The sequence below is a fragment of the Bradyrhizobium sp. OK095 genome, from assembly GCF_900109945.1.
Lineage (GTDB): Bacteria > Pseudomonadota > Alphaproteobacteria > Rhizobiales > Xanthobacteraceae > Bradyrhizobium.
In genome coordinates this window covers 41,108-63,099 of record NZ_FOBX01000005.1, presented here as the reverse complement: position 1 = coordinate 63,099, position 21,992 = coordinate 41,108, and the positions used below count along the sequence as shown (strand labels likewise).

The following is a 21,992-nucleotide window of genomic DNA, read 5'->3' as shown; positions in this document are numbered from 1 at the left end:
TCGTTCGGTTGAAAGAATCGGCGCGCATGGGAATCGCGCCCGGGATCATGCCGTCAACCTATGAACGGCCCCTTGCCGGGTCAAGGACGCTCACACTGAGATGAAGGGATGCCAGCGCCGCGTCCAGCGCGGGGGCTGAAATCTCCATATATTCAAGAGCCTCGGTCCAGAGCAGGACCGCCCTGATGGGCTTTTGGGGATAAAGCCGCGCCAGCACCGCCCGGTACAGCGCAAGCTGCCGGACATAGGCGGCGGGCGCCGCGGCCGCGCTTTTGGGCGCCGCCTGGTTGGTCTTGAAATCGACGATCAAAACCTCATCCGGACGAACGACCAGCCGGTCGATCTGGCCCGAGACCAGCGCCGGCGAGCCCCCTGGCCGGTCGAGTTTACCGACGATGGCGACCTCCGCCCGGCTGCCGGCGGCGAATACCGGGGCAAAGCGCGGCTCGGCGATCAAGGCGAGCACCTTATCGGCCAGCGCGGCGCGATCTGCCTCCGCCCAGTCCGAGGCGTTGCGCGCCATGAAGCCGAGCGCGGCCTCGCCCCGGCGCTCAATGGCGATGTCGGGCAGGGATTGCAGCAGGCGGTGCACCAGCGTGCCGCGTTGCAGCGCCAGTGCGCGGGACTGGACTGATTCGCCTGACCGCACGCTGCGGCCTTCCTCGGCCGACTGGCCGGACGGGCGCACCAGGTCGTCGTCGATGGTCTCGCGCGGTGCCGGCGTCCGCAGCCAGTCGGGCAGCGCGACCGATTGGTCCACGGACGTCGCGGGCGTGCCCAGTGCCGTGACATCTTCGGGACGGGCGAACCGCGTCACCTTGCCGAGCGGCGTCTCGATCGTCTCTTTGTCCAGGCCCGAGCCGGTCAGCCCGGTATCGACGAGGTCGTACCAGCTCAGCTTGCGGACCGTCCTCATGTTGCCGGGCATGCAGCCGCCGACGACCAACCGGTCGGCCGCGCGCGTCATCGCGACATAGAGCAGGCGGCGATATTCGTCCTCGGTCTCCTCGATCATGGCCTTGCGCGCGTCGGCGACGGGTTTTGGATCGTCCGCCTTGCGCCCGGCCCAGACCACGACCTCGCCGCCATTGCCGCGCGGCACGTGGATCAGCCGGACCCGCTGCGAATCCGCGGGCGACGACGTGGTGTCGACCATGAACACGACGGAGGCCTCGAGGCCCTTGGCACCGTGCACGGTCATTACCCGCACCTCGTCGCGCGTGATCTCCATGTCGCGCTTCACCTCGGTGTCGGCCGAGCGCAGCCACGCCATAAAGCCTTGCAGAGAGGCCGGCGCCTTGCGCTCGTAGTTCAGCGCCAGCTCCAGAAATTCGTCGAGCGCGTCGTTGGCCTCGTGACCGAGCCGGCGCAGGATGCGCGCGCGGCCGCCATCGCCGCCGAGCAGCCAGGCGTAGAAGGCGAATGGCGTTTCCTCGTGCGCACGAATCTCGCAGGCTTCAAGTCGCCGCAGCACTGTGGCGACTTTTTCGCTTCCAGCAGCCTGCTCGCTGAGCGCGCGCCGCAGCGATCCCTTGCGGCCATGGGCAAGCTGGAACAGTTCGTCGTCATCGAGCCCGAACAGCGGGCTCTTCAGCGCCACCGCAAGCGCGAGGTCGTCCTGCGGCAGCAGCAGCGCGTCCGCAAGGTTCATGAGGTCGATGATGCCGATGTGCTCGGTGAGCTTGAGCCGGTCGGCACCGGCAACGGGGACATTCGCGTGCTTCAGCGCCTGGATCACGGCGTCGAACGCGTTGCCGCGCCGGCGCACCAAAATCAGCATGTCGCCATAGCGCAACGGACGGCGCTCGCCCTCGTGTCCCGTCAGCGTGCCGCTCTCGACCAGCCGCTTGATCTCGGTCTGGATGCGGCGGGCAAGTTTCACTTCTGGGCTGGTGGCGGCGACGCCGTCGAACGGTGCGCGCCAGCCTTCGATCTCCTGCCGGTCGTCGGCGACTGCCAGGTCCCAAAGCTCGATCACGCTCGGACCTGCATCGGCGAGCGCATTGTGCAGGGGATGGCCGATCTCGACCGAATGGATGCTCTTGTAGATCTGGGGTTCGCGGAAGACGTGGTCGACCGAGTGCAGGATCGCGGCGCCCGAGCGGAACGAATAGGTAAAGGCGACGGGATCAAATTTCAGCCCGGCCGCCGTGAACTTCCGATTCAGCTCCCGCTTGCGCGCGTCGAATTCATGGGGGTCGGCGCCCTGGAACGAGAAGATCGACTGCTTCTCGTCGCCGACGGCGAAGACGGTGCGGTTCAGCCCCTCGCGCGCGCCTTCGCCGGCGGTGAATTCCGAGATGATGTGCGCGACGATGTCCCATTGCCGCGGGCTGGTGTCCTGGGCTTCGTCGATCAACACATGGTCGACGCCGCGGTCGAGCTTGTAATGCACCCAGCCCGAGGAGACGCGGTTGAGCATGGCCAGCGTCTTGTCGATGAGATCGTCGTAGTCGAGCAGGCCGCGCTCCTGCTTCTCGCGGCGATAGTTTGCGGCAGCGGCAGTCGCGATGTGCAGCAGGGCCGCGGTGCGGTCGCGCATGGTGACCGCACGGCGCTTCTCGATCAATCCACTGAGGCGCTGCGCTTCGTTCTCGAACAGGCGTGCGACGGAGGGATTGTTCTCGCCAAACTTCTTGGTCAGCACCGCCTTGCGCGGCAGCTTTTCGTCGGTGAGGAAGACGCCGAGATAGGCATCGACCTGCGCAGCCCCGGAAAACACCTTTGCCTCACGAAGCCGGCTCGCCTGATCGTTGTCGGACTTGCTGCCGTTCTCCAGCGCGAATGCGATGTCAGCCCAGCGCGCTCGCGACAAGTACGGGCCGTCGAGAATCTCCGTCTCGACGTCCTCGATGCGGTCGCTCGCATCGACGCCCAGCACGGCTCCCATCTGGTCAGCCGCCGCGCCGGCGTTGCCGGCCTCATCAGTCCAGGCCATGAAATGATCGCGGCTGAGACAGGCCTCGCGTACGACCTCTTTGAAAGTGACGTCTGCGGCGCTCTCCATCGCGGTCAGCAGCGCGCGGCCGGTGACGCTCTCCGGGTCGCGCGCGGCTTCCAGCAGCACTTTCAGATTGGCGCGCTCCATCATGTCGGTCTGGTCGCGCTCGTCGATCACGGAAAAGCGCGCGGGCACATTGGCCTCGAACGGAAACTGCTGGAGCAGGCGCGTGCATAGTGCGTGGATGGTCTGCACCTTCAATCCGCCGGGCGTCTCCAGTGCGCAGGCGAAAAGCTTTCGCGCGTCGCGGCGTATTTTTGCGCTGGGATGCGGGATGCCGACCGCACGGATCGCGGCGTCGAGCCCGGTATCGTCAAGCGTGACCCAATGGCCAAGCGTGGTGAACACGCGCTCGGCCATGTTGGCGGCGGCGGCCTTGGTGAAGGTGATGCAGAGGATCTTTTCCGGCGGCACGCCCGACAGCAAGAGGCGAATCACGCGCTGCACCAGCACATGGGTCTTGCCCGAGCCGGCATTGGCCGACACGAAGGCCGACGCGGTCGGATCGGATGCACGCGCCTGCCGCGCGCGGACCTCGTCGGGGATGGGGCGGGGCAGCTTCACCATTCTTCAATTCCCAGGCCGCCGGCCGCAGACCATTCCTTGATCCGGGCGAGATCGTCATAGGTGCCGTAGCGGTTGGTCCACATCGGCAGGTTCAGCGAGGTGTAGGGCTGGTTCTCGTCGTCGAAGGCGCGGATCAGCACCTCCAGTTTTGCCCGCGCTTCCGCGGCGGCCGTGTCAGGCGGCTGCGGCTCGTCGCCCTGCTTGAACTTGAGCTCGAGGATGCGTTCTTCGCCCGGCGGATTGTTGCCGCTCAGGCGGACATAGACGAGCTGGCTCACGGATGCGCCGGCGTCGATATCAGGAAAACCGCCCTCGCGCAGGATCGCGGCCTCCAGCGTGAGCTGCGGCGACAGGCCCATGCGGACCTGCTTGCCGGTCGGTGGCTGGCCGGTCTTGTAGTCGAGGATAGCGTAGCCGCCGCCCTGGCGCCGCTCGATGCGGTCGGCGCGGGCGGACAGCTTGAAGTTGCGCGTACTGTCGAGCGGGATCGAAATCTCGCCGCGGGTCTCCGCGGTGATGGCCTCGATCACGCCGCGACGCGCCGTCTCCCATTCGCCGAACCAGCGCGCGATACGCTGGAAGCGCGGCCACCACAGCGCGCGCGCCTCGGGCCGCTCCATCAGCGGCGCAAAATACTTTTCGCCGATCGCGCGTAGCACCCGGGCGGGATCGTCGGGCAGGCGCGCGGCGTAGGTCTCGGTGAACTCGCCGAGCGCATCGTGGATCGCCGAGCCGCGGTCGGCGGCCGACAACGGCATGTCGACGGGGTCGAGCGCATCGAGCCGCAGGATATGTTTCGCGTAGATCGTGTAGGGATCGCGCAGCCAGTCCTCGATCGCGGTCACCGACATCTTGAGCGGCCGCGTCGCGCGGGGCGGCCGTGGCTCGGGCTGCTTGATCGGCTCGACCTTGTCGGGCTGGTCGAGCGCATCGGCGAACTTCACGTACTTCTCGCCGGCGCGAATGGCCGTCTTCCAGAGTTCGGCGCCCGCGACCGCCTCTAACCGGTGCAGGAAGCGCGAGGCCACCGCCGGCGCGCCGCCGGCCTTGGCGGAATGAGTGAGGATCACCTCGCCGCCGCCGAGCAGTTGTGCAAAATCGTGGGCGGAGAGGCCGATGCGCCGCTCCGGCAGGTCGAGGCCAAGCTCGTGCCGCATCGGCCGGCTGAGCCAGGGATCGATGCGCGGCGCCGGCGGCCAGACGCCCTCGATCAACCCGCCGACGATGATGCGGTCGGCCTGCATCAGGCGCGATTCGAGCGGGCCGTAGATCTGCAGGTGAGCACCGGGCTTGTCTCGCCGCCGTACCGCGCGGTCATTGAACGCCGTCTGGAAGACGTCGGCGTAGTCGGGCAGCGTCACCATCAACCCACTGGTTGTGCCGCCGCGCAGGAGATCGTCGAAGGCACTCGCGAGCGCAAGGCCCTCGCGTTCCTCGAAGGCAAGCGGAATGCCCTGCTCGTCGCGCGTCAGCTCGATCATGATCTCGCGGTGCCGGTGCGCGAGCTCGGCGAAGTCGAACGGCTTTGACGATGCGAGGCTCTCGATCGGCGCCAATGCTTTTTGCAAGGCATCGATCAGCGCCTGGATGCGGTCGAGGTCTTCTGCCTTGAGACGCGCGCGCGTCTCGGCGTGATGGAGCGCGGAAACCTCCTTGCGCTCCAGCTTGGCGAGCTCGTCGCGAAAGCGGTTGAATTCGCGCAGCAGGCCGGCCGTGCCCGCGGGCGGACGCGTCCCGCGCAGGAGCGCGAGCTCCAAGCCTTCGATCGCCGCTTTCCACGCGCCAGGCAGCCGGCCGAGCCGGCACAACGGATGCTTCAGCATCGCCAGCAGCGTCGGCGGCTCCAAGCCCTTTGTCGCAGCCTCTGCCGTGAGCCGTGCAAAGATTCCGGCGGAGGTTTCCATCAGGACGTCGCCGCCGGAATCGTCGAAGGCGAGATCCCATCGGGTGAGCGCGGCCATCACCCGTCGCGCCAGCGCGCGGTCCGGCGTCACCAGCGCTGCCGATTTGTCGAGATGCCGTGCCTCGCGCATCGCGATGGCAATCGCGAGCGCTTCCATTTCAGGATTGGGAGCTTCGACGACCGCGAGGTTTTTCATGCCGCCGGTGATCTTCGCGGCGACATCGGGCTGCTTCAGCCGGTCGTGCCAAACTTCCGTTTTGGCAGACGGCCGCATCGATTCCGATGCGAGCAGATCGCGGCCGCCTTCGGCCGGCGGCTGGAGGATGTCGACGTCGCTGCGCTTGATGCCGAAGCGATCGAGCAGCGCATGCATGGCGTATTGCGGATGGTTCGACGCCGGATGCTCCGCGAACTTGCCGAGTGAATCGCGCACGCCGCCGATGCTCCGCCAGGAATCGTCGTCGAGATCGGTGTCGAGCCCCGGCAGCACCACGGCGCCATGCGGCAGCGAGGCGACCGCATGCAGGAATTTTGCGGTGGCCGGCATCGAGCCGGTCGAGCCGGCCGCGATCACGGGGCCATGGGGATGCGCGGTCAGCCGTTTTGCTTCCGCCGCAATCAGCAGGTCGCGCCGCGCCGCAGGCTCGATGCGGTTGATCTCGGCGAGATGGCCCGGCCAGGCAATGCGCGCGATACGCAAGAATTCAAGCGAGTGCTGCCAGTAGCGATCAAGCATGTCAGGCACGAGCCCATCGAGTGCGCTCCAGTCGACGCCGCGCGTCACCATGTCGTCGATCAGGCGCGCGAGATCGCCGGCCAGCGCCAGCGTCGAGGCGGGACCGCCGACCACCAGCGGCGACAGCACCGGGCCCTTGGCCCAGGCCGCGACGAGCTGCGCCAGCGTCAGCCGCCGTTCGAGCTCACCGAGCCGCGGCGGAATGTCGAGCGGCGTCGCTCCGGAAAACTGTTCGCCTTCGTCGGCAAACGCGAGCTCGTCCTCGTCGATATCGCCAAGCGCGACGATGCGCGGCAGCACCACGGCGTCCGCCTTCATCTCGTCGAGAAAGATCTCGCGGACGACGCGCATGGCGCGCCGGGTTGGCAGGTACAGCGTGACGTCCGCCAGCCGCGCCGGCTCCTTCCGCGCCTCGAATCCGTCGACCAGCCGGCCGTCCAGCAGGCTTGATACGATCGTGCGCAGGAACGGAACTGAGAGGGGAACGCTGAAGACGCGCATGGGCTGCCTGATTCGGGGATCAGGCGCCAATATAGGGACGGAGCCTCAAATAGACATGGGCGAGGTAAGGTCATCCCCGCTGTTCGCCGAGCGGCACCGGTCTCGTGCCCCGGACGCAACGCGGCATGAAATGACGCGTTGCTGAGCCGGGGCCCATATTGCGTCATAACGGATGCGGCTGTGTGGGTCCCGGCTCTGCGGAGCGGCACTTCGCGCCGCACCGCGTCCGGGACACGAGAGCGGGGTTACGCCACGCTCTCCAGAAACGCCTCTTCCGCGGCGTGCACTGCATCGGGCGTGCCGACATGCATCCAGACGCCGTCGAGGCGCAGGCCGAACAGGCGCTCCTGCTCGTTGGCGCGGTCGAACATTTTGGTCAGCGAGAACTCGCCCGTCGGCGCATCGGCGAAGATCGAGGGCGACAGGATCGCCGCGCCCGCATAGACGAACGGGACGACCTCTTTTTCCTTGCGCTTGCGCAGGGCACCATCTGCCATCATGCCGTAGTCGCCGCGGCCGTTATAGCCGATGCTGGTCGCGGTCGGCGCCATCAGCAGCAGGATGTCCATGCGCTCAGGGTCGAAGTTTTCTGCAAGCCGCGCCAAATTGGAGCGCACGCCGTCGATCCAGAGCGTGTCGGAATTGACGTGGTAGAACGGCGCATCGCCGAGCAGCGGCAGCGCCTTGACCACGCCGCCGCCGGTGCCGAGCACCTGGTCGCGCTCGTCGGAGATGGTCACGCGCGGAAGCTGGCGCGATGCGGTGTGATTGATGATCTGGTCCGGCAGGTAATGCACGTTGACCACCGCCTCGGTCACGCCGGCGTGGCCGAGCTTGTCGAGCACATGGTCGAGCAGCGGCTGGCCGGCGACCGGCACCATCGGCTTCGGCATCTTGTCCGTCAGCGGACGCATGCGCAGGCCGAACCCTGCGGCGAGCACCATGGCTTTGGTCGGCTTGACGGACATCCTTTGCTTTCTCAGATTCTTCTGTCTCGAACCAATTGATTTCGCGTTTGCAGCAATCCTAGCACGGGACTCAATCAGCCGCACCGCGTCTTGACCGCCTTAATCACCTGCGGTGACGGTTGTACGACGGGTGTTGCCGTCACGCCCCAACGCTTGTGGAACGTGCCTTTTTCTTCTTGTCGCCGATCTTCAGGAAATTGACGCCGATCTGGTCACCATTGACCCAGGCCAGCTCGCAGCGCCGGTACGCTAACCCGGTGGACGACAGCAAAAGAAAGAATTCCTTCAGATGCAGGCCTTCGACCGAACCGTCGATGGTCAGCTTGGCACCGCTTTCGGAGACATCCTCCATGGTGCATTCGCGCCGCCAGGTGCCGTCGATCCCCATCATCTGGGCCGCAATCCCGCGTTCGAAAACAACCCGGCTGTTTCCTCGATGGTCCGTCTTGACCGCCATCTGCCCTTGCTCCAGCCCCGTATTTGTCCGGCGGCCTGCGGGCGATGATACCGATACGATGGCTAACAGCCGGTAAATCAGGTTCCGGATTGCGGCGGCGGGACGTTGGCGAGATACCAGTCGCGCAAATGCTCAAGCGCCGGATGCGCCAGCGAGCGCTGGAGATAGGTCCAGATCCGCGGCTGGTGGCGCAGATAATGCGGCTTACCGTCGCGGCGGTTGAGCCGGGCGAAGGTGCCGAGCAGGCGCGTGTTCCGCTGCGCCGACATGATGGCGTAGAGCTCGGCGAAGCCGGCCGGATCGAAGCTCGCATCATCGGCGCGCCGCGCCTTGATGTAGCGCGACAGCAATGTCAGCTCGATGTTTTCGGGCACGTCGATGCGGGCGTCCTGGAGCAGCGACACCACGTCGTAGGATTTTGGCCCGAGCACGGTATCCTGGAAATCGATCACGCCGACGCGCGCGATGCCCGAGCGGTCGCCGAGCCAGATCAAATTGGGCGAGTGATAATCGCGGATGATCCACGTCTTCGGCGCGGCCAGCGGCTTCTTCAGCAGCTCGCGCCACATCGCGAAAAATTCTGCGCGCGTCTCATGGCTCAGCGGCGCGTTGCGGTCGGGCAGATACCATTCCGGCATCAGTCCGATTTCGATCAGCAACGCCTCGATGTCGAAGACGGGAATGGCGTAGCTCTGCCCGTCCAGCGGCAGCGTCCCTGGCAGCGTCTTGCTGTGCAGCATGGCCAGCAAATCGGTCGCGGCTTCGTAGCGCTCGGGAATCGGGCGCGGCGGATCGCCTTCGATCACGCCCTCGCTGCCGAAGTCCTCGCTGATCAGGAAGCCGTGGTCGAGATCGAAATGGTGGATCGCGGGCGCGGAGATGCTTTGCGCACGCAGGCCTTCGTCGATCGCGACGAACGGCCTGACGTTTTCGGCCAGATGCACCGCAGCGCTGTAGGATTTTCCATTGTACATCGCAGCGCCATCCGGCCGCTGCGGGGAGTTCATGAGGATGACGATCGCGTCGTCGCGCCGCAGCCGCGCATAGGAGCGGGTCGAGGCATCGCCGGCCATGCGCTTGCGCGTGGCGTCGATATAGCCGGATGCGTCCAGGAACTCGCGCAGCGCCTTCAGCCGCGCAACAGTGGCGGCGGCGTTGCCGTGACCGGTGATGTCGGCGGCGCGCGCGTTCGAGCCCAGCGCCGGCCGGTGCGTCAGGACGATGTCGATGCGATCCCCAGGCATCGCCGACGGCGCCCGCTCGGGCCATTCGATTAGCACCAGCGTGGCATCGGGCAGCGGCGACAGCCCGATCTCCTCGAGCTCGCTCTCGTCCTCGACGCGGTAGAGGTCGGCATGCATCACCGGGTAGGGCGGCAGCTCATAGCCCTGCACCAGGGTGAAGGTCGGGCTCGGAACCTCCAGCTCTTCGTCGTCTGCGAGGTAGCGAATCATGGCGCGGGCGGCCGCTGTCTTGCCGGCGCCGAGATCACCGGTGAGCGTGATGACGTCGCCGGGGCCGACCAGCAGCGCGAGGTCGGCCATCAATTGCGCAGTCGCCGTCTCGTTGTGAAGCGGGACGGAGAATGTGGTGGACGCGATCATTCGGCGGCGTCGCGATGCGCCGCCTGGTCGGTCGGGAAGTCGCAGATCACGACCGTGCCCCGGCCGACGATCGAATCCACCCGCACCTTGCCGCCATGCAGCTCGACGAAGGAGCGCACCAGCGACAGGCCGAGGCCGGCGCCGCGGTGACGCGAGCCCTGCGAGCGGCTTTCGAACCAGTTGAACACCTTGTCCTTCATGTCGGCAGGTATTCCAGGCCCGGAATCTGTCACAGTGAAGACCACACTGCGTTCAGTTCGGCGCGCGCTGATGCCGACGGTGGAATCCTGTGGAGAAAATCCGACGGCGTTGGCGAGGAGGTTATAGAGCACCTGCACCACGCGCTTCTCGTCGCCGACGAAGTTGCCGACGTCAGGCGCGATCTCGACCTTGAGCCGGATGCGGTCGGTGGCGAGACGATCCTGGATGCCCTCGGCGGCAAGCTCGATGGTCTTGCTGACGTCGACCGAGCCGAGTTCCAGCTTCATCGCGCCGGCGTCGATGGTGGCGAGATCCAGAATGTTGTTGGTCAGCGCCAGCAGCGCGTTGGTCGATTTGGTGACGTAGTCGAGATATTCGGCCTGTTTCGGCGTCAGCGGCCCGGTCGAGGGATCGCTGAGGAAATGGGCGAAGCCGATGATGGTGGTGAGCGGCGAGCGCAGCTCGTAGGAGACGTGGTGGACGAAATCCACCTTCATCTGGTCGGCGGTCTCCAGCGCCTCGTTGCGCTCGCGCAGCGCACGCTCGACATTCTCGGTGTCGGTGATGTCCTGGAACGTCAGCATGGTGGCGCCGTCAGGCAGCGGCCGGATCATGCCGTCGAGCACGCTGCCGTCCTTGCGCTCCAGCTTGAGCGGCACGTCGGCGCGGCTCTCGATCGAGGTGACGGCCTCGCGGATCTGGCGCCAGACCGCGGGATCGTCGAACAGCTGATGGCACCAGCCTTCGACGGTCTGGATATGCGGTTCGTCGCGCATGGCATCGCTCGAGAGCTTCCACATCCGGACAAAGGCCGGGTTGAACAGCTGCGCCTTGCCGTTGCTGCCGAACACGGCGACGCCCTCGGCGAGGCTGTCCAGCGTCTCGCGCTGAACCCGGATCATGCCGTCGAAGCGGCGGGCGAGCTCGAGGCCCTCGGTGACGTCGTCGAACAGATAGGTGACGCCGCCTTCCGGATTCGGTGTGGTGACGACGGAGAGCGCGCGGCCGTCGGGCAGATACCAGGTGTCTTTTGCTGCCTCGACCGCACGATAAGCCTCGTGCAATTTTGCCTTCCAGGCCCGGAAATCCGGCTGCTCCGGCAGCTTGCGCGCGGCGCGGAGCTTGTCGAGCACGCTGGAATCGTCGGGATTGGCGTCGAGGAAGCTGCGGTCGAGGTCCCACAGCCGCCGGTACGAATCGTTGTAGAAGGCGAGCCGGCGCTGGCCGTCGAACACGGCAACGCCCGAGGAGAGCTGGTCGAGCGTGCGGCGATGCGCCTCCGCCATCCGCACCAGCGCCGAGCTCAGTCCATCGGCTTCGCTGGCGTCGATGGCGACGCCGACACTGCCGCTGCCGACATTGACGGCGCGAACGTCGTAGATGCGCCGCTCGCCGCCGATCACGATCGGCAGTCGCGAGGTGAAATTGGCGGCGTCCTTCAGGCCCCGCTCCATGGCCGTGCGGTCAGCGCTGTCGAGCAGCTCGAGCTTGCGTTCCTGGGCGTCAGTGACGCTGGCCGCCTCGGTCGCGCGCACATAGGCCGGATTGGCGAAAGTCAGCGCGCCGTTTTCACCCTTGGCCCAGATCGGCCATGGCGCAGCAGTGGCGAAGCCGCGCAGCATCTCGGTTTCGTCCGAGAGCGCCTTGTAGCGCAGATTGGTTTCGGCGAGATCGCGGCGCAGGCCTGAGAGTTCGCGAATCCTGACAATGGCTTGGCCGCCGATGGCGCGGCCGAGCGCTTCAAGCGTGTGACCGTTGGCGGTGGTCAGCGTCAGCTGGAAGCCGTCGCCGCGATCGCGCAGCGCATCGACCGCGTGGTCCATCTGCAGCGCGGGTTCCGGCGGCAGCCAGGTTCCGAACGCCAGCACGCGCTGCGGCGTGGGATCGCGCGGCAGCACCATCGCGATGTCGCCGGAAATCTGCGCGCGGTCGTCGCCGGCGGGCCAGGAGATCAGGATCTGCGGCTCGGCGAACAGCAGCGCGCCGAAACGGTCGGACTGGAGCTGCAGTTCCCGAACCCGCGCGCGCAGCCGCGCCTCGTTCTTCGCCGTGCGCACGCGTGTGCGCATCAACAGGATCGCGGCCACAACGGAGAAGCCGAGCAGGGCCAGCGCGGTGGCGAGCACCGCGAGTTCCTGCCGGTTGAAGTCAAGCATGATCGAGAGCGTGTCGATGAGATCGGCGGCCTCAGCCGGCGCAGCCGGCAGCAGCGCCGCGAGAGCGCCTCCCAACAGGCCGTTGCGCGCCAACGAGGTGCACGACAACAGCGTCCGACGCATCGACACGATCACGCCTGACATAGTTGCCCCAAGACCGCACAGATTTACGCGCGACGACCCCCGTCACGCGCGCGAATCAAACGACAATACCCTCACCGTGACTCCAGCGGTAAGAGTCCAGATCGTGAACGCAAAGGCAGCCCCACAAAAATGCCGGGCGCGCTGTTCCAACCCACGTAGTTCTTCGGGATGATTCGGCTGGAATTTTCGTGTGTTAGCGGCCGGTGGAGCCGAAGCCGCCGGCGCCGCGATCGGTTGCGGACAATGTCGCGACCGGAACCAGCGCGGCCTGCACGACCGGCGCGATCACCATCTGCGCGATGCGCTCGCCGCGCTTGATCACAAAGGGGGCCGCGCCGTGGTTGATCAGGATCACCTTGATCTCGCCGCGATAGTCCGCGTCGATCGTGCCGGGCGAGTTCAGCACGGTGACGCCATGCTTGGCGGCAAGCCCCGAGCGCGGACGCACCTGGGCCTCGTATCCGGGCGGCAAGGCGATCGCGAGCCCTGTCGGCACCAGCGCATACTGGCCGGGCGCGAGCGTCATCGGCTCGCTCTCCGGCACCGCGGCCATCAGGTCGAGGCCGGCGGCTTCCGCCGTTTGATAGGCGGGCTGCGGCAGGCCCTCGGCGTGGGCCAGCTGCTGCAGTTCGACGGTGACTTTCGTGCTCAAGATGCCGACTCCAGGGCTTTGTCGTCCAAGGATTTGCCGGTCACGCTCTCGACGACATGCGCGACCAGTTCGATGGCGACCTGTTCCTTGGTCATCACCGGCCAGGAATCAACTGCAATCTCACCCTCCTTGCGGGTTATCAAATGCACGGTGTTGCGGTCGCCGCCCATCACGCCGGTGGCGGGCGAGACGTCGTTGGCGACGATCCAGTCGCAGCCCTTGCGCGCGAGTTTTGACTTGGCGTTGTCGATGAGATGCTCGGTCTCGGCGGCAAAGCCGATCACCAGCGGCGGGCGCCTGTCCGTCAGCTTCGAGATCGTCGCGAGGATGTCGGGGTTCTCGACCAATTGAAGCGGCGGCATGCCGGCGGAGGTCTTCTTCAGCTTCTGCTCGCCTTCGCTGGCGACGCGCCAGTCGGCGACGGCAGCGGCGAAGATCGCGATGTCGGCGGGAAGCGAGGCCTGCACCTGCTCCAGCATCTGCCGTGCTGACTCCACGTGCTTCACTGTGACACCGGCGGGATCGTTGAGATCGACCGGGCCGCTAACCAAAATCACCTCGGCGCCAGCCGCCTGCGCGGCGGCGGCAATGGCAAAACCCTGCTTGCCGGAGGAGCGGTTGGCGATGTAGCGCACCGGATCGATCGGCTCGTGCGTCGGGCCTGCGGTGATCAGCACGCGCTTACCGGCGAGCGGGCGCGGCACCGGCGGTCGCAGCAGCCGCTCGGCGGCGGTGGCGATCTCGATCGCCTCCGACATGCGGCCGACACCAGCTTCGCCCGCTTCGGCCATCTCGCCGGAATTGGGTCCGATCAGCACCACGCCGTCGCGCTGAAGCTGCGCGACATTGCGGCGGGTCGCAGCGTTGTTCCACATCAGCGGATTCATCGCCGGCGCCAGCAGGATTTTTCGGTTGGTCGCGAGCAGGATGGCGCTGGCGAGATCGTCTGCATGGCCATTGGCCATCTTTGCCAGGAGGTCGGCGGTCGCAGGCGCCACCACAATCATGTCGCAGTCGCGCGCGAGGCGGATATGGCCGGCGTCGAACTCGCTCTGGGGGTCGAACAAATCGGTGTAGACGCGCTCATGCGAGAGCGCGCTCACCGCCAGCGGCGTGACGAATTGCTGCGCCGCCTTGGTCAGCACGCAGCGGACCTCGATGCGGCGCTCCTTCAGCCGGCGGATCAGGTCGAGCGACTTATAGGCCGCGATCCCGCCGCCGATGATCAGGGTGACACTGGCCTCAGGGACGGCGCCAGTGCGCTGGATCGTGGCGGCGGTGGATGGGGCCGGCGGCGCCGAAAACGGCGTCAGCGGCTCCTCGCGGCCCTCGATCAGCTCGCCCAGGATGACCCGGACCTCTTCCTCGACCGACCTGCGGTTCCTGGCCGAGCGCAGGCGCAAATAGGTCTTGATGCCCTCATCGAGCTTGCGGATGGTCAGGCTAGCCACGATGCCCTCCAGCACGGAATGATAGCGATGCTATCACTCGCGTGATTGCACTGCAATCAAGTATTTTGGCAATCATAGATTCCGGACGGCGACCAGGATTCCAATGAAGGTCGCGGCGATGATCCAGAGCGCCACGGTGCGCCAGCGGTTCTTGCGGCCCTCGCTGCGGCCCATCGCCGCGATGCTCTCCGGCGACAGCCGAATGCCCTCCCGCGTCATGGTCTCGAGCTGCTCGAGCACCGCGACCGAGCGCTGCGCGATATCGGGCAGACGCATCAGCACGCGGGCGAGGTCGCCGCCGCCGGCCAGTGCGCCCTGCACCCGTCCGATCGGTCCGAGATTGCGTTCGATCCATTCGCGCACGACGGGGTCGGCGACTTTCCAGATGTCGAGCCTGGGATCGAAGCCGCGCGCCACGCCCTCGACCACGACCATGGTCTTCTGCAGCAGGATCAGCTCGGGCCGCGTCGTCATGTCGAACAGGCCGGTGACCTCGAGCAGCAGCGTCAGCAGCCGCGCCATCGAAATCTCTTCGGCGGTGCGGTTGTGGATCGGCTCGCCGATGGCGCGGATGGCTTGCGCAAAGTTCTCGACCGAGTGATGCGCGGGCACATAGCCCGCCTCGAAATGCACCTCGGCGACGCGGCGATAATCGCGGGTGATGAAGCCGAGCAGGATTTCGGCGAGGAAGCGCCGCTCCTTCATCCCGAGCCGGCCCATGATGCCGAAATCGACCGCAACGAGGCGGCCGGCGTCATCCAGGAACAGATTGCCCGGATGCATGTCGGCGTGGAAGAAGCCGTCGCGTAGCGCGTGGCGCAGAAAGCTCTGGATCACCTTGCGGCCGAGATCGGGCAAATCGACCCGCGACTCTGCCAGGCGCTTGTGGTCGTTCAGCGCGATGCCGTCGATCCACTCCATCGTTAGCACGTTGTGGGTGGTGCGATCCCAGTCGACGGTCGGCACGCGGAAATCGGGATCGTCGCGCGTATTTTCAGCCATCTCCGACATCGCGGCGGCTTCCAGACGCAGATCCATCTCCATTGCGACCGAGCGCGACATGGTGTTGATGACCTCGATCAGGCGCAGGCGGCGCGCCTCGGACGAATAGGCCTCGGCCTTGTGCGCGACAAAGAAGAAATCGGAGAGGTCGCGGCGGAAGCGCGAGGCGACGTTGGGTCGCAGCACTTTCACGGCGACCGCCTTGCGGATGCCGTCGTGCAAAACCTCGCCGCGATGAACCTGTGCGATCGAGGCGGCCGCGACCGGCGGACTGAGGCTCGCGAACACATCCGTCAGTGGCCGATCCAGCGAGGTCGCGATCGCAGCTTCCGCTTCGGCTTGCGAAAACGGCGGCAGGCGATCCTGGAGGCTTTCGAGGTCGCGCGCCATCATGACGCCGACCACGTCGGGCCGGGTCGCCAAAAATTGTCCGAGCTTGAGATAGGCCGGGCCCATGCGAGTCAATGCGCGCGTCAGCCGCGGTCCGTGCTTCGGGCCGCGCCGTTCGATGAGGCGCGCAAGCTTCAGCGCGAGCTGTCCGGGCGGCGGCACCAGGCTCGGATCGACCGAGCCGAACACGCCCTCGCGGGCGAACACGAACGCGGCGCGGATCAGGCGCGAAATGTGGGTAATGGCAGAGATCACAAACGCCAGCCCGAATGCAGTGCGACGATGCCGCCGGACAATGTCTGAAAGCTCACGCGCGAGAAGCCGGCGTCGCGGATCATGTCGGCGAAGGCGTTGGGCTTCGGAAACTTGCGGATCGATTCGACCAGATACTGATAGGACTCGGCGTCGCCGGTGACCATGCGGCCGAGCGGCGGGATCACCTTGAACGAGAACAAATCATAGATCCGGTCGAGGCCGGGCATCTCGACGGTGGAGAATTCCAGGCAGAGGAAGCGGCTGCCGGGTTTCAGCACGCGGTAGGCCTCAGCCAGCGCCTTGTCGATCTGCGGCACGTTGCGAATGCCGAAAGCGATCGTATATGCGTCAAAGCTGCCGTCGGCGAAAGCGAGCGCCTCGGCGTTGCCTTCGACGAAATCGACCTGGGTCTCGAGATGGCGCTTCGCGGCGCGCTCGCGGCCGACGTCGAGCATCCCGGAATTGATGTCGCAGACCGTGGCATGGAAGCCGGGGCCTGCGGCCTTGGCGGCGCGGAACGAGATGTCGCCGGTGCCGCCGGCAACGTCGAGCAGCGCGAACGGCCGGTCGCTTCTGGGCGGGTTGAGCGCGTTGATCATGATGTCCTTCCAGACCCGGTGCAGGCCGCCGGACATCAAATCGTTCATCAAATCATAGCGCGACGCCACGCTGTGAAACACATCGTTCACCAGCGTCTGCTTGTCCCCCAGGGGAACGTCTTTGAAGCCAAAATGCGTGGTTTCGCCCGGCCGATCCATTACTCTACTCCACGACGCCGACCATAGCGCGGCCGCCGCAATGGCGCTATCACACCGCCCTCATAAGGTGAATGCCTGACCATGCCTGAATTGCCCGAAGTCGAGACCGTCCGCCGCGGCCTTCAGCCGGTCATGGAGGGCGCGAAAATCCTCGTGGCCGAGGCCCGCAGGCCGGATCTGCGCTTTCCGTTCCAGCCGGACTTCGTGGCCCGGCTCCAGGGCCAGGTCGTCACGGGGCTCGGCCGGCGTGCAAAATATCTCATGGCCGATCTCGCCTCCGGCGACGTGTTGTTGATGCATCTGGGCATGTCGGGCTCGTTCCGCGTCATCAAGCCGGACCACGTGGCGGCACCGGGCGAGTTTCACTATCCGAAGGCCAAGGACTCCACCCACGACCACGTGCTGTTTCGGATGTCCTCGGGCGCCGACATCATCTTCAACGATCCGCGCCGCTTCGGTTACATGAAAGTGATCGCGCGCAACGCGCTTGAGGATGAGCCGCTGCTCCGCGGGCTCGGTCCCGAGCCGCTCAGCAATGAATTCGATGCCGCGATGCTGGCGCAGGCCTGCGAGGGGAAGAAAACCAACTTGAAGGCAGCGCTGCTCGACCAGCGTGTGGTGGCGGGGCTTGGCAACATCTATGTCTGCGAAGCGCTGCATCGCTCGCATCTGTCGCCGCGGCGGATTGCTGCGACGCTGTCGACGAAGAAGAGCGAGCCGACGGACCATGCGAAGAGACTGGTCGGTGCGATCCACACCGTGCTGAACGACGCCATCAAGGCCGGCGGCTCCTCACTGCGCGACCACCGCCAGACCTCGGGCGAACTCGGTTACTTCCAGCACTCGTTCAAGGTCTACGACCGCGAAGACGAGACGTGTACGACGCCTCGCTGTGGCGGCACGATCAAGCGCTTCACCCAGAACGGCCGGTCGACCTTCTGGTGTCCGAAATGTCAGAAGTGACGTGGCGCGGTACGAAAGCGCGCGCACGGCCATTTTGACCGACAAGTCAGATATCTACGCGCCGCCGCCGTGGCACGGCGGCCGGCAGCCGTTCTACTGTGCATGGGGTTGTTTTCGACATCTTTGTGCGAGGGCATGCTTGCCGTCGTCAAAAAAACGCGAAGCGAAGCAATCCGGCCGGGCTGGTGGCCGGATTGCTTCGTCGCTGGGGCCCTTCCGGATGGCGAAGAGCCCGACTGCCGTCTGAGCGATCGCCCGCTCAGGACGCCAGTGTTTCGTCTGCCGCAAGCTCGGTGGCGGCATGGACCATGCCGTCTGCGGCCGAGATGACCTGATCGATCAGGTCATTGGTCGTGGCTTCGAGCTCGAGACGGGTCTCGATCCAGCGCCAGAGGCCGCGGATCTCGTCCGCCGACTTGCCGTTCGGCGCGAATTCGCTGACGGCGAGGCCCGAGGCGAGCGAGTCCTGGTGGTCGTTGCGCATCACGATCAGCGGGCGTGCGAGCACCTCGACGAGATCGAGGGCTGCTTCCTCGGCGAGCGTGTTGGCCGCGTTGTCGATGCGCTGGCCGCGGATCGGCGTCTGGTTCAGCACGAAGCTGTAGGGACGCTTCCAGGCGCGCGCGACGCTGAGGGTGGAGACGGTCGCCTCGATGTCGGCGACGCTCGGGCGGGCCGGAATCAGGCAGAGGTCGGAATGGCGGATCGCGGCGGTCGTCGCGGCGCTGAGGCCGGCCGCGGTGTCGACGATCGCGAGCTGGAGGCCGCTGTCGGCCAACATCTTCAGGCGCGGCTCGATGTCGGCAGCGTGATAGATCGGCTCGACGACGAGATCGTCGTTGTTGCGGCGGCGCTGCCAGTTGGAGAGGGTGCCCTGCGGGTCGGTTTCGATCAGGCGGACGGTGAAGCCGGCCTGCTTGGCTGCGAGCGCGAGGCCGATGGCGAGCGTGCTCTTGCCACTGCCGCCCTTTTGGGTGGCCAGTACGATCGTGTGCATTTGAAGATCAATCCTTTGGAGTGCTTGGGTCTCGGGATAACGCCACGCGAACGTGCATCGCTTCTCGATGCTGAGCTCTTCTCGCTCAGGACGTGCCCTGCCCGATCCAAAGGGGACCGCGGATGTCCGAATCAACAGGTGCAATGATGGCAGAATCGGGAATGCCAGCCAATCCGTACCAACACTGGACCCGTCATCGTGCGCGTGATGTGCTCGCCGCCGTGCATTGGAAAGGCAGGCGGCATGAGCAGAAACTGGCGCGACCGGACGGCAACGAGTTTTGAATGCCAGAAGATGCCGGCGGTCTCGAGCCGCGGCATGGTGGTCAGCAATCACCCGCTGGCCTCCAGCGCCGGCGCCGAAATGCTGGCCGCCGGCGGCAACGCCATCGATGCCGCAATCGCAACCCTGTTCACGCTGACTGTGGTCGAGCCGATGATGGTCGGCATCATCGGCGGCGGCATGGCGCACATACGTCTGGCGGACGGCAGCCACCGCTTCATCGACGGCCAGAGCACGGCGCCTGCGGCGGTGCGCGACACCAGCTACACCTCCAAGCCGGGCTCGGCGCATGACGTGTTCGACACGGTCGGCAACGAGAACCTCAACGGGGCGAAGGCGGTCGCCACGCCGGGCTCGCTGAAAGCCTGGTGCGAGACGCTGCGCCGATTCGGCACCATGTCGCTCGCCGATGTCATGCAGCCAGCGATCAAGCACGCCGCGCGCGGCTATGCGGCGACGCCTTATCTGCACGAATGCATCAGCGAGAGCGCCGCCGAGATGCGCAAGGACAAACCGATCGCGGCGATCTATCTGCCCGATGGCGAGCCGTTGAAGGTCGGTGAGCGCGTGGTGCAATCAGAATATGCCGAGACGCTCCGTTACATTGCCGACCACGGCGAGACAGCACTCTATGAGGGGCCGCTCGGCGACATCCTCGCCGACTACATGGAGAAGACCGGTGGCTTTATCCGCCGCACCGATCTCACCAATTACAAGACCGTCGAACGGCAGCCGATCCGCGCCGATTATCGCGGTTGGACCATCTTTGGCCCGCCGCCGCCCGCGGCCTCCGGCGTACACATCGCGCAGATGCTGAACATCCTTGAGGGCTACGACATCGGCGGCCTCGGCTTCGGCACGCCGGAGACCATCCACTATCTTGCCGAGGTCCTGAAGATCGCCTTCGCCGATCGCGCCGCTGCCAGCGGCGATCCTGACTATGTCGGCGTGCCCGTGGAGAAGCTGACGTCCAAGGCCTATGCCGAGGAGCGCCGCCGCGCGATCGATCCGGCGCGGGCGCAAGCCTGGAGCGCTGGCGTTTCGCCGCTCGAAGGCGCGCACACCACGCACATGACGGCGGCGGACGCTTTCGGCAACGTGGTCGCGACCACGCAGACCATCAACAATTTGTTCGGTGCCAAGATCATGATCCCGGGCCTGGGCGCGATCGCCAACAATTACATGAACCTGTTCGATCCGCGGCCGGGCCATGCGCTGTCGCTGGCGCCAGGCAAGCGCGTGACCACCTCGATGTCGCCGATGATGGCGCTGAATGGAGGCAAGCTGCGCTACGCGCTCGGCCTGCCCGGTGGAAAGCGCATCTTCCCAAGCGCGATGCAGGCGCTGGTCAATCTGATCGACCACGGCATGAGCTTGCAGGAAGCGGTCGAGGCGCCGCGGGTCTGGACCGAGGGCAACGCGCTCGAGGTCGAGCAGAAGGTGCCGGAGGCCGTGCGTGCGAAGCTCGCTGGCATGGGCCACAAGGTCCAGCCCGTCGCGACGGTCGCCGGCGGCATGAACGGCATCGCCTTCCACGACGACGGCACCATGACCGGCGCCGCATGTTGGCGCGCGGACGGGACACCGGTTGGAATTTCCGGTGGCCTCGCGCGCAGCGGCGTGCGGTTCAGGCTGACTTAGCCGTCAGTCCCGGAGCGCTCTGGCGGTTTTTGAACATCATTGGCAATTTTTGGACAACGGCATTTGCTGATTTCGGCAGATGTCGCGGGGGCGGCCTGACCGAAGCGGATGACGACATGAGTCGTGCGCTGTATGCTACGGAACTCCCACGACGGGCTTGGCGCTCGGTGTCCGGGTAAGGTTGTGCGTATGGGTGAAGATGAAGTCAGTGACTTTCTGGCCGAAGGCGGCGAGATGGGCGCTTTGACGCGCGCGTTCGACTGGTCGAACACGTCGGTGGGCCCCCCGGAAACCTGGCCTCAAAGTCTTCGGGTTACGGTGCGGCTCGTTCTGACGTCGCGCCACCCGATGTTCATCTGGTGGGGGCCCGACCTCATCCAGTTCTACAACGACGCATACCGGCAGACGATGGGGCCTGAAAGGCATCCAAGCGCTCTGGGAGCGCGTGGCCGCGAATGTTGGGCTGAAATCTGGGACATCATTGGGCCCCAGATCGAGCACGTCATGGCCGGCAAGGGCGCGACCTGGAATGAGGACCAGCTGGTACCGGTGACGCGTCATGGTCGCCGCGAGGACGTTTGGTGGACGTATAGCTTTGGACCGATCGATTTCGAGCGCAAGGTGGGCGGCGTGCTTGTGGTCTGCAAGGATGTGACGTCCGAGCATACGGCAAGAGAAGCGCTGGGCCTCATCAACGAAGAGCTGAAGCACCGCGTCAAGAATACGCTTGCCGTCCTGAGCGCGATCGCCGCCCAGACATTTCGCGAGCCATCGAGCAAAGCCGATCTCGAAAAGTACCAGGCACGGCTTGGCGCGTTCGGACGCGCGCATGACCTGTTGACCGCAGCAAACTGGGCGGTCGCTCCCCTTCGAGATGTGATCGACACAGCTCTCATCCCTTATCGGACAGGCGAAGGCCGCTTCACGGTTTCGGGGCCGCCACTCGTCGTCAAGTCTCGACAGGCTCTCGGTCTGTCCCTGGCGATTCATGAGCTCGCGACCAATGCTCTGAAATACGGTGCACTGACCGTGGCGCGCGGCGGCGTGTCGATTACATGGACGGCAGCCGATCAGGACGGAGAGCCAAAGTTCATTTTTGTCTGGCGGGAATTCGGCGGGCCAATGGCGTCGAAGCCCACTCGCGTGGGCTTTGGGTCACGCCTCATTTCCAGGGTGCTCGAAGACGATTTCGGAGGCTCCGTCGACGTGTCCTATGACTCGACCGGTATCGTCTGCCGCCTGACAGCTCCCCTGGAGAATCTGGCGACTTCCTCAAAAGCCTCGTGAGGCACAGCGGAAGCAGCATGGCTCGGCGGCGCGACATGCCTTTGGGCGGGCGCATCGAGAGGAGACGAAGCGCGGG

At 65.8% G+C, this 21,992-nt stretch carries 14 protein-coding genes; 3 read left to right on the top strand and 11 right to left on the bottom strand.

Annotated elements, in window-relative coordinates; all coding sequences use genetic code 11:
- Positions 1 to 58: 58 nt before the first annotated feature.
- The 10 genes from addA to ubiE form a co-directional block, all read right to left on the bottom strand.
- A complete protein-coding gene (gene addA / locus BMW89_RS14570) occupies positions 59 to 3,568 on the bottom strand; it encodes a double-strand break repair helicase AddA (RefSeq protein ID WP_092027457.1) in 3,510 nt (1,169 codons plus the stop codon).
- A complete protein-coding gene (addB, locus tag BMW89_RS14565; protein ID WP_092027456.1) occupies positions 3,562 to 6,708 on the bottom strand; it encodes a double-strand break repair protein AddB in 3,147 nt (1,048 codons plus the stop codon). Before addB ends, addA begins: the two co-directional genes overlap by 7 nt.
- Before the next feature lie 245 nt (positions 6,709 to 6,953).
- Positions 6,954 to 7,676, bottom strand: a complete 723-nt coding sequence (locus BMW89_RS14560) for a nucleotidyltransferase family protein (protein ID WP_092027454.1) — start codon at positions 7,674 to 7,676, stop codon at positions 6,954 to 6,956.
- 139 nt (positions 7,677 to 7,815) lie between these two features.
- Entirely contained in the window at positions 7,816 to 8,133 is a 318-nt protein-coding gene (locus BMW89_RS14555; protein ID WP_092027453.1) for a PilZ domain-containing protein, read from the bottom strand.
- Between the two features lie 77 nt (positions 8,134 to 8,210).
- A complete protein-coding gene (gene tsaE, locus BMW89_RS14550; RefSeq protein WP_092027452.1) occupies positions 8,211 to 9,737 on the bottom strand; it encodes a tRNA (adenosine(37)-N6)-threonylcarbamoyltransferase complex ATPase subunit type 1 TsaE in 1,527 nt (508 codons plus the stop codon).
- On the bottom strand, positions 9,734 to 12,238 hold the full coding sequence (locus BMW89_RS14545) for a sensor histidine kinase (RefSeq protein ID WP_092027450.1): 2,505 nt from the start codon (positions 12,236 to 12,238) through the stop codon (positions 9,734 to 9,736). The genes tsaE and BMW89_RS14545 overlap by 4 nt, the downstream gene beginning before the upstream one ends.
- A 193-nt stretch (positions 12,239 to 12,431) precedes the next feature.
- Complete coding sequence (gene dut, locus BMW89_RS14540; RefSeq protein ID WP_092027448.1) at positions 12,432 to 12,890, bottom strand: dUTP diphosphatase; 459 nt, start codon at positions 12,888 to 12,890, stop codon at positions 12,432 to 12,434.
- Positions 12,887 to 14,341 carry a bifunctional phosphopantothenoylcysteine decarboxylase/phosphopantothenate--cysteine ligase CoaBC gene (gene coaBC, locus BMW89_RS14535; protein WP_092028042.1) on the bottom strand — a complete coding sequence of 485 codons (1,455 nt, stop codon included), beginning with the start codon at positions 14,339 to 14,341 and terminating at the stop codon, positions 12,887 to 12,889. Before coaBC ends, dut begins: the two co-directional genes overlap by 4 nt.
- A gap of 72 nt (positions 14,342 to 14,413) precedes the next feature.
- The gene (ubiB, locus tag BMW89_RS14530) at positions 14,414 to 15,988 is read right to left on the bottom strand and encodes a 2-polyprenylphenol 6-hydroxylase (RefSeq protein ID WP_092027446.1); all 1,575 of its coding nucleotides are present in this window, start codon (positions 15,986 to 15,988) and stop codon (positions 14,414 to 14,416) included.
- Positions 15,985 to 16,746, bottom strand: a complete 762-nt coding sequence (gene ubiE, locus BMW89_RS14525) for a bifunctional demethylmenaquinone methyltransferase/2-methoxy-6-polyprenyl-1,4-benzoquinol methylase UbiE (RefSeq protein ID WP_092027444.1) — start codon at positions 16,744 to 16,746, stop codon at positions 15,985 to 15,987. Before ubiE ends, ubiB begins: the two co-directional genes overlap by 4 nt.
- An 81-nt stretch (positions 16,747 to 16,827) precedes the next feature.
- On the opposite strand from ubiE, the gene mutM reads away from it, so the two are divergent.
- Complete coding sequence (gene mutM, locus BMW89_RS14520; protein WP_092027442.1) at positions 16,828 to 17,709, top strand: bifunctional DNA-formamidopyrimidine glycosylase/DNA-(apurinic or apyrimidinic site) lyase; 882 nt, start codon at positions 16,828 to 16,830, stop codon at positions 17,707 to 17,709.
- A gap of 259 nt (positions 17,710 to 17,968) precedes the next feature.
- On the opposite strand, the gene BMW89_RS14515 is transcribed toward mutM, so the two are convergent.
- Complete coding sequence (locus BMW89_RS14515; protein ID WP_092027440.1) at positions 17,969 to 18,706, bottom strand: nucleotide-binding protein; 738 nt, start codon at positions 18,704 to 18,706, stop codon at positions 17,969 to 17,971.
- A gap of 243 nt (positions 18,707 to 18,949) precedes the next feature.
- On the opposite strand from BMW89_RS14515, the gene ggt reads away from it, so the two are divergent.
- Together ggt and BMW89_RS14505 are read left to right on the top strand one after the other, a co-directional pair.
- Positions 18,950 to 20,629 (top strand): gamma-glutamyltransferase, encoded by a 1,680-nt coding sequence (gene ggt, locus BMW89_RS14510; RefSeq protein ID WP_092028041.1) that lies wholly within the window; start codon positions 18,950 to 18,952, stop codon positions 20,627 to 20,629.
- Positions 20,630 to 20,818: 189 nt separating this feature from the next.
- A complete protein-coding gene (locus tag BMW89_RS14505) occupies positions 20,819 to 21,916 on the top strand; it encodes a sensor histidine kinase (RefSeq protein WP_092027438.1) in 1,098 nt (365 codons plus the stop codon).
- Positions 21,917 to 21,992: the final 76 nt, after the last annotated feature.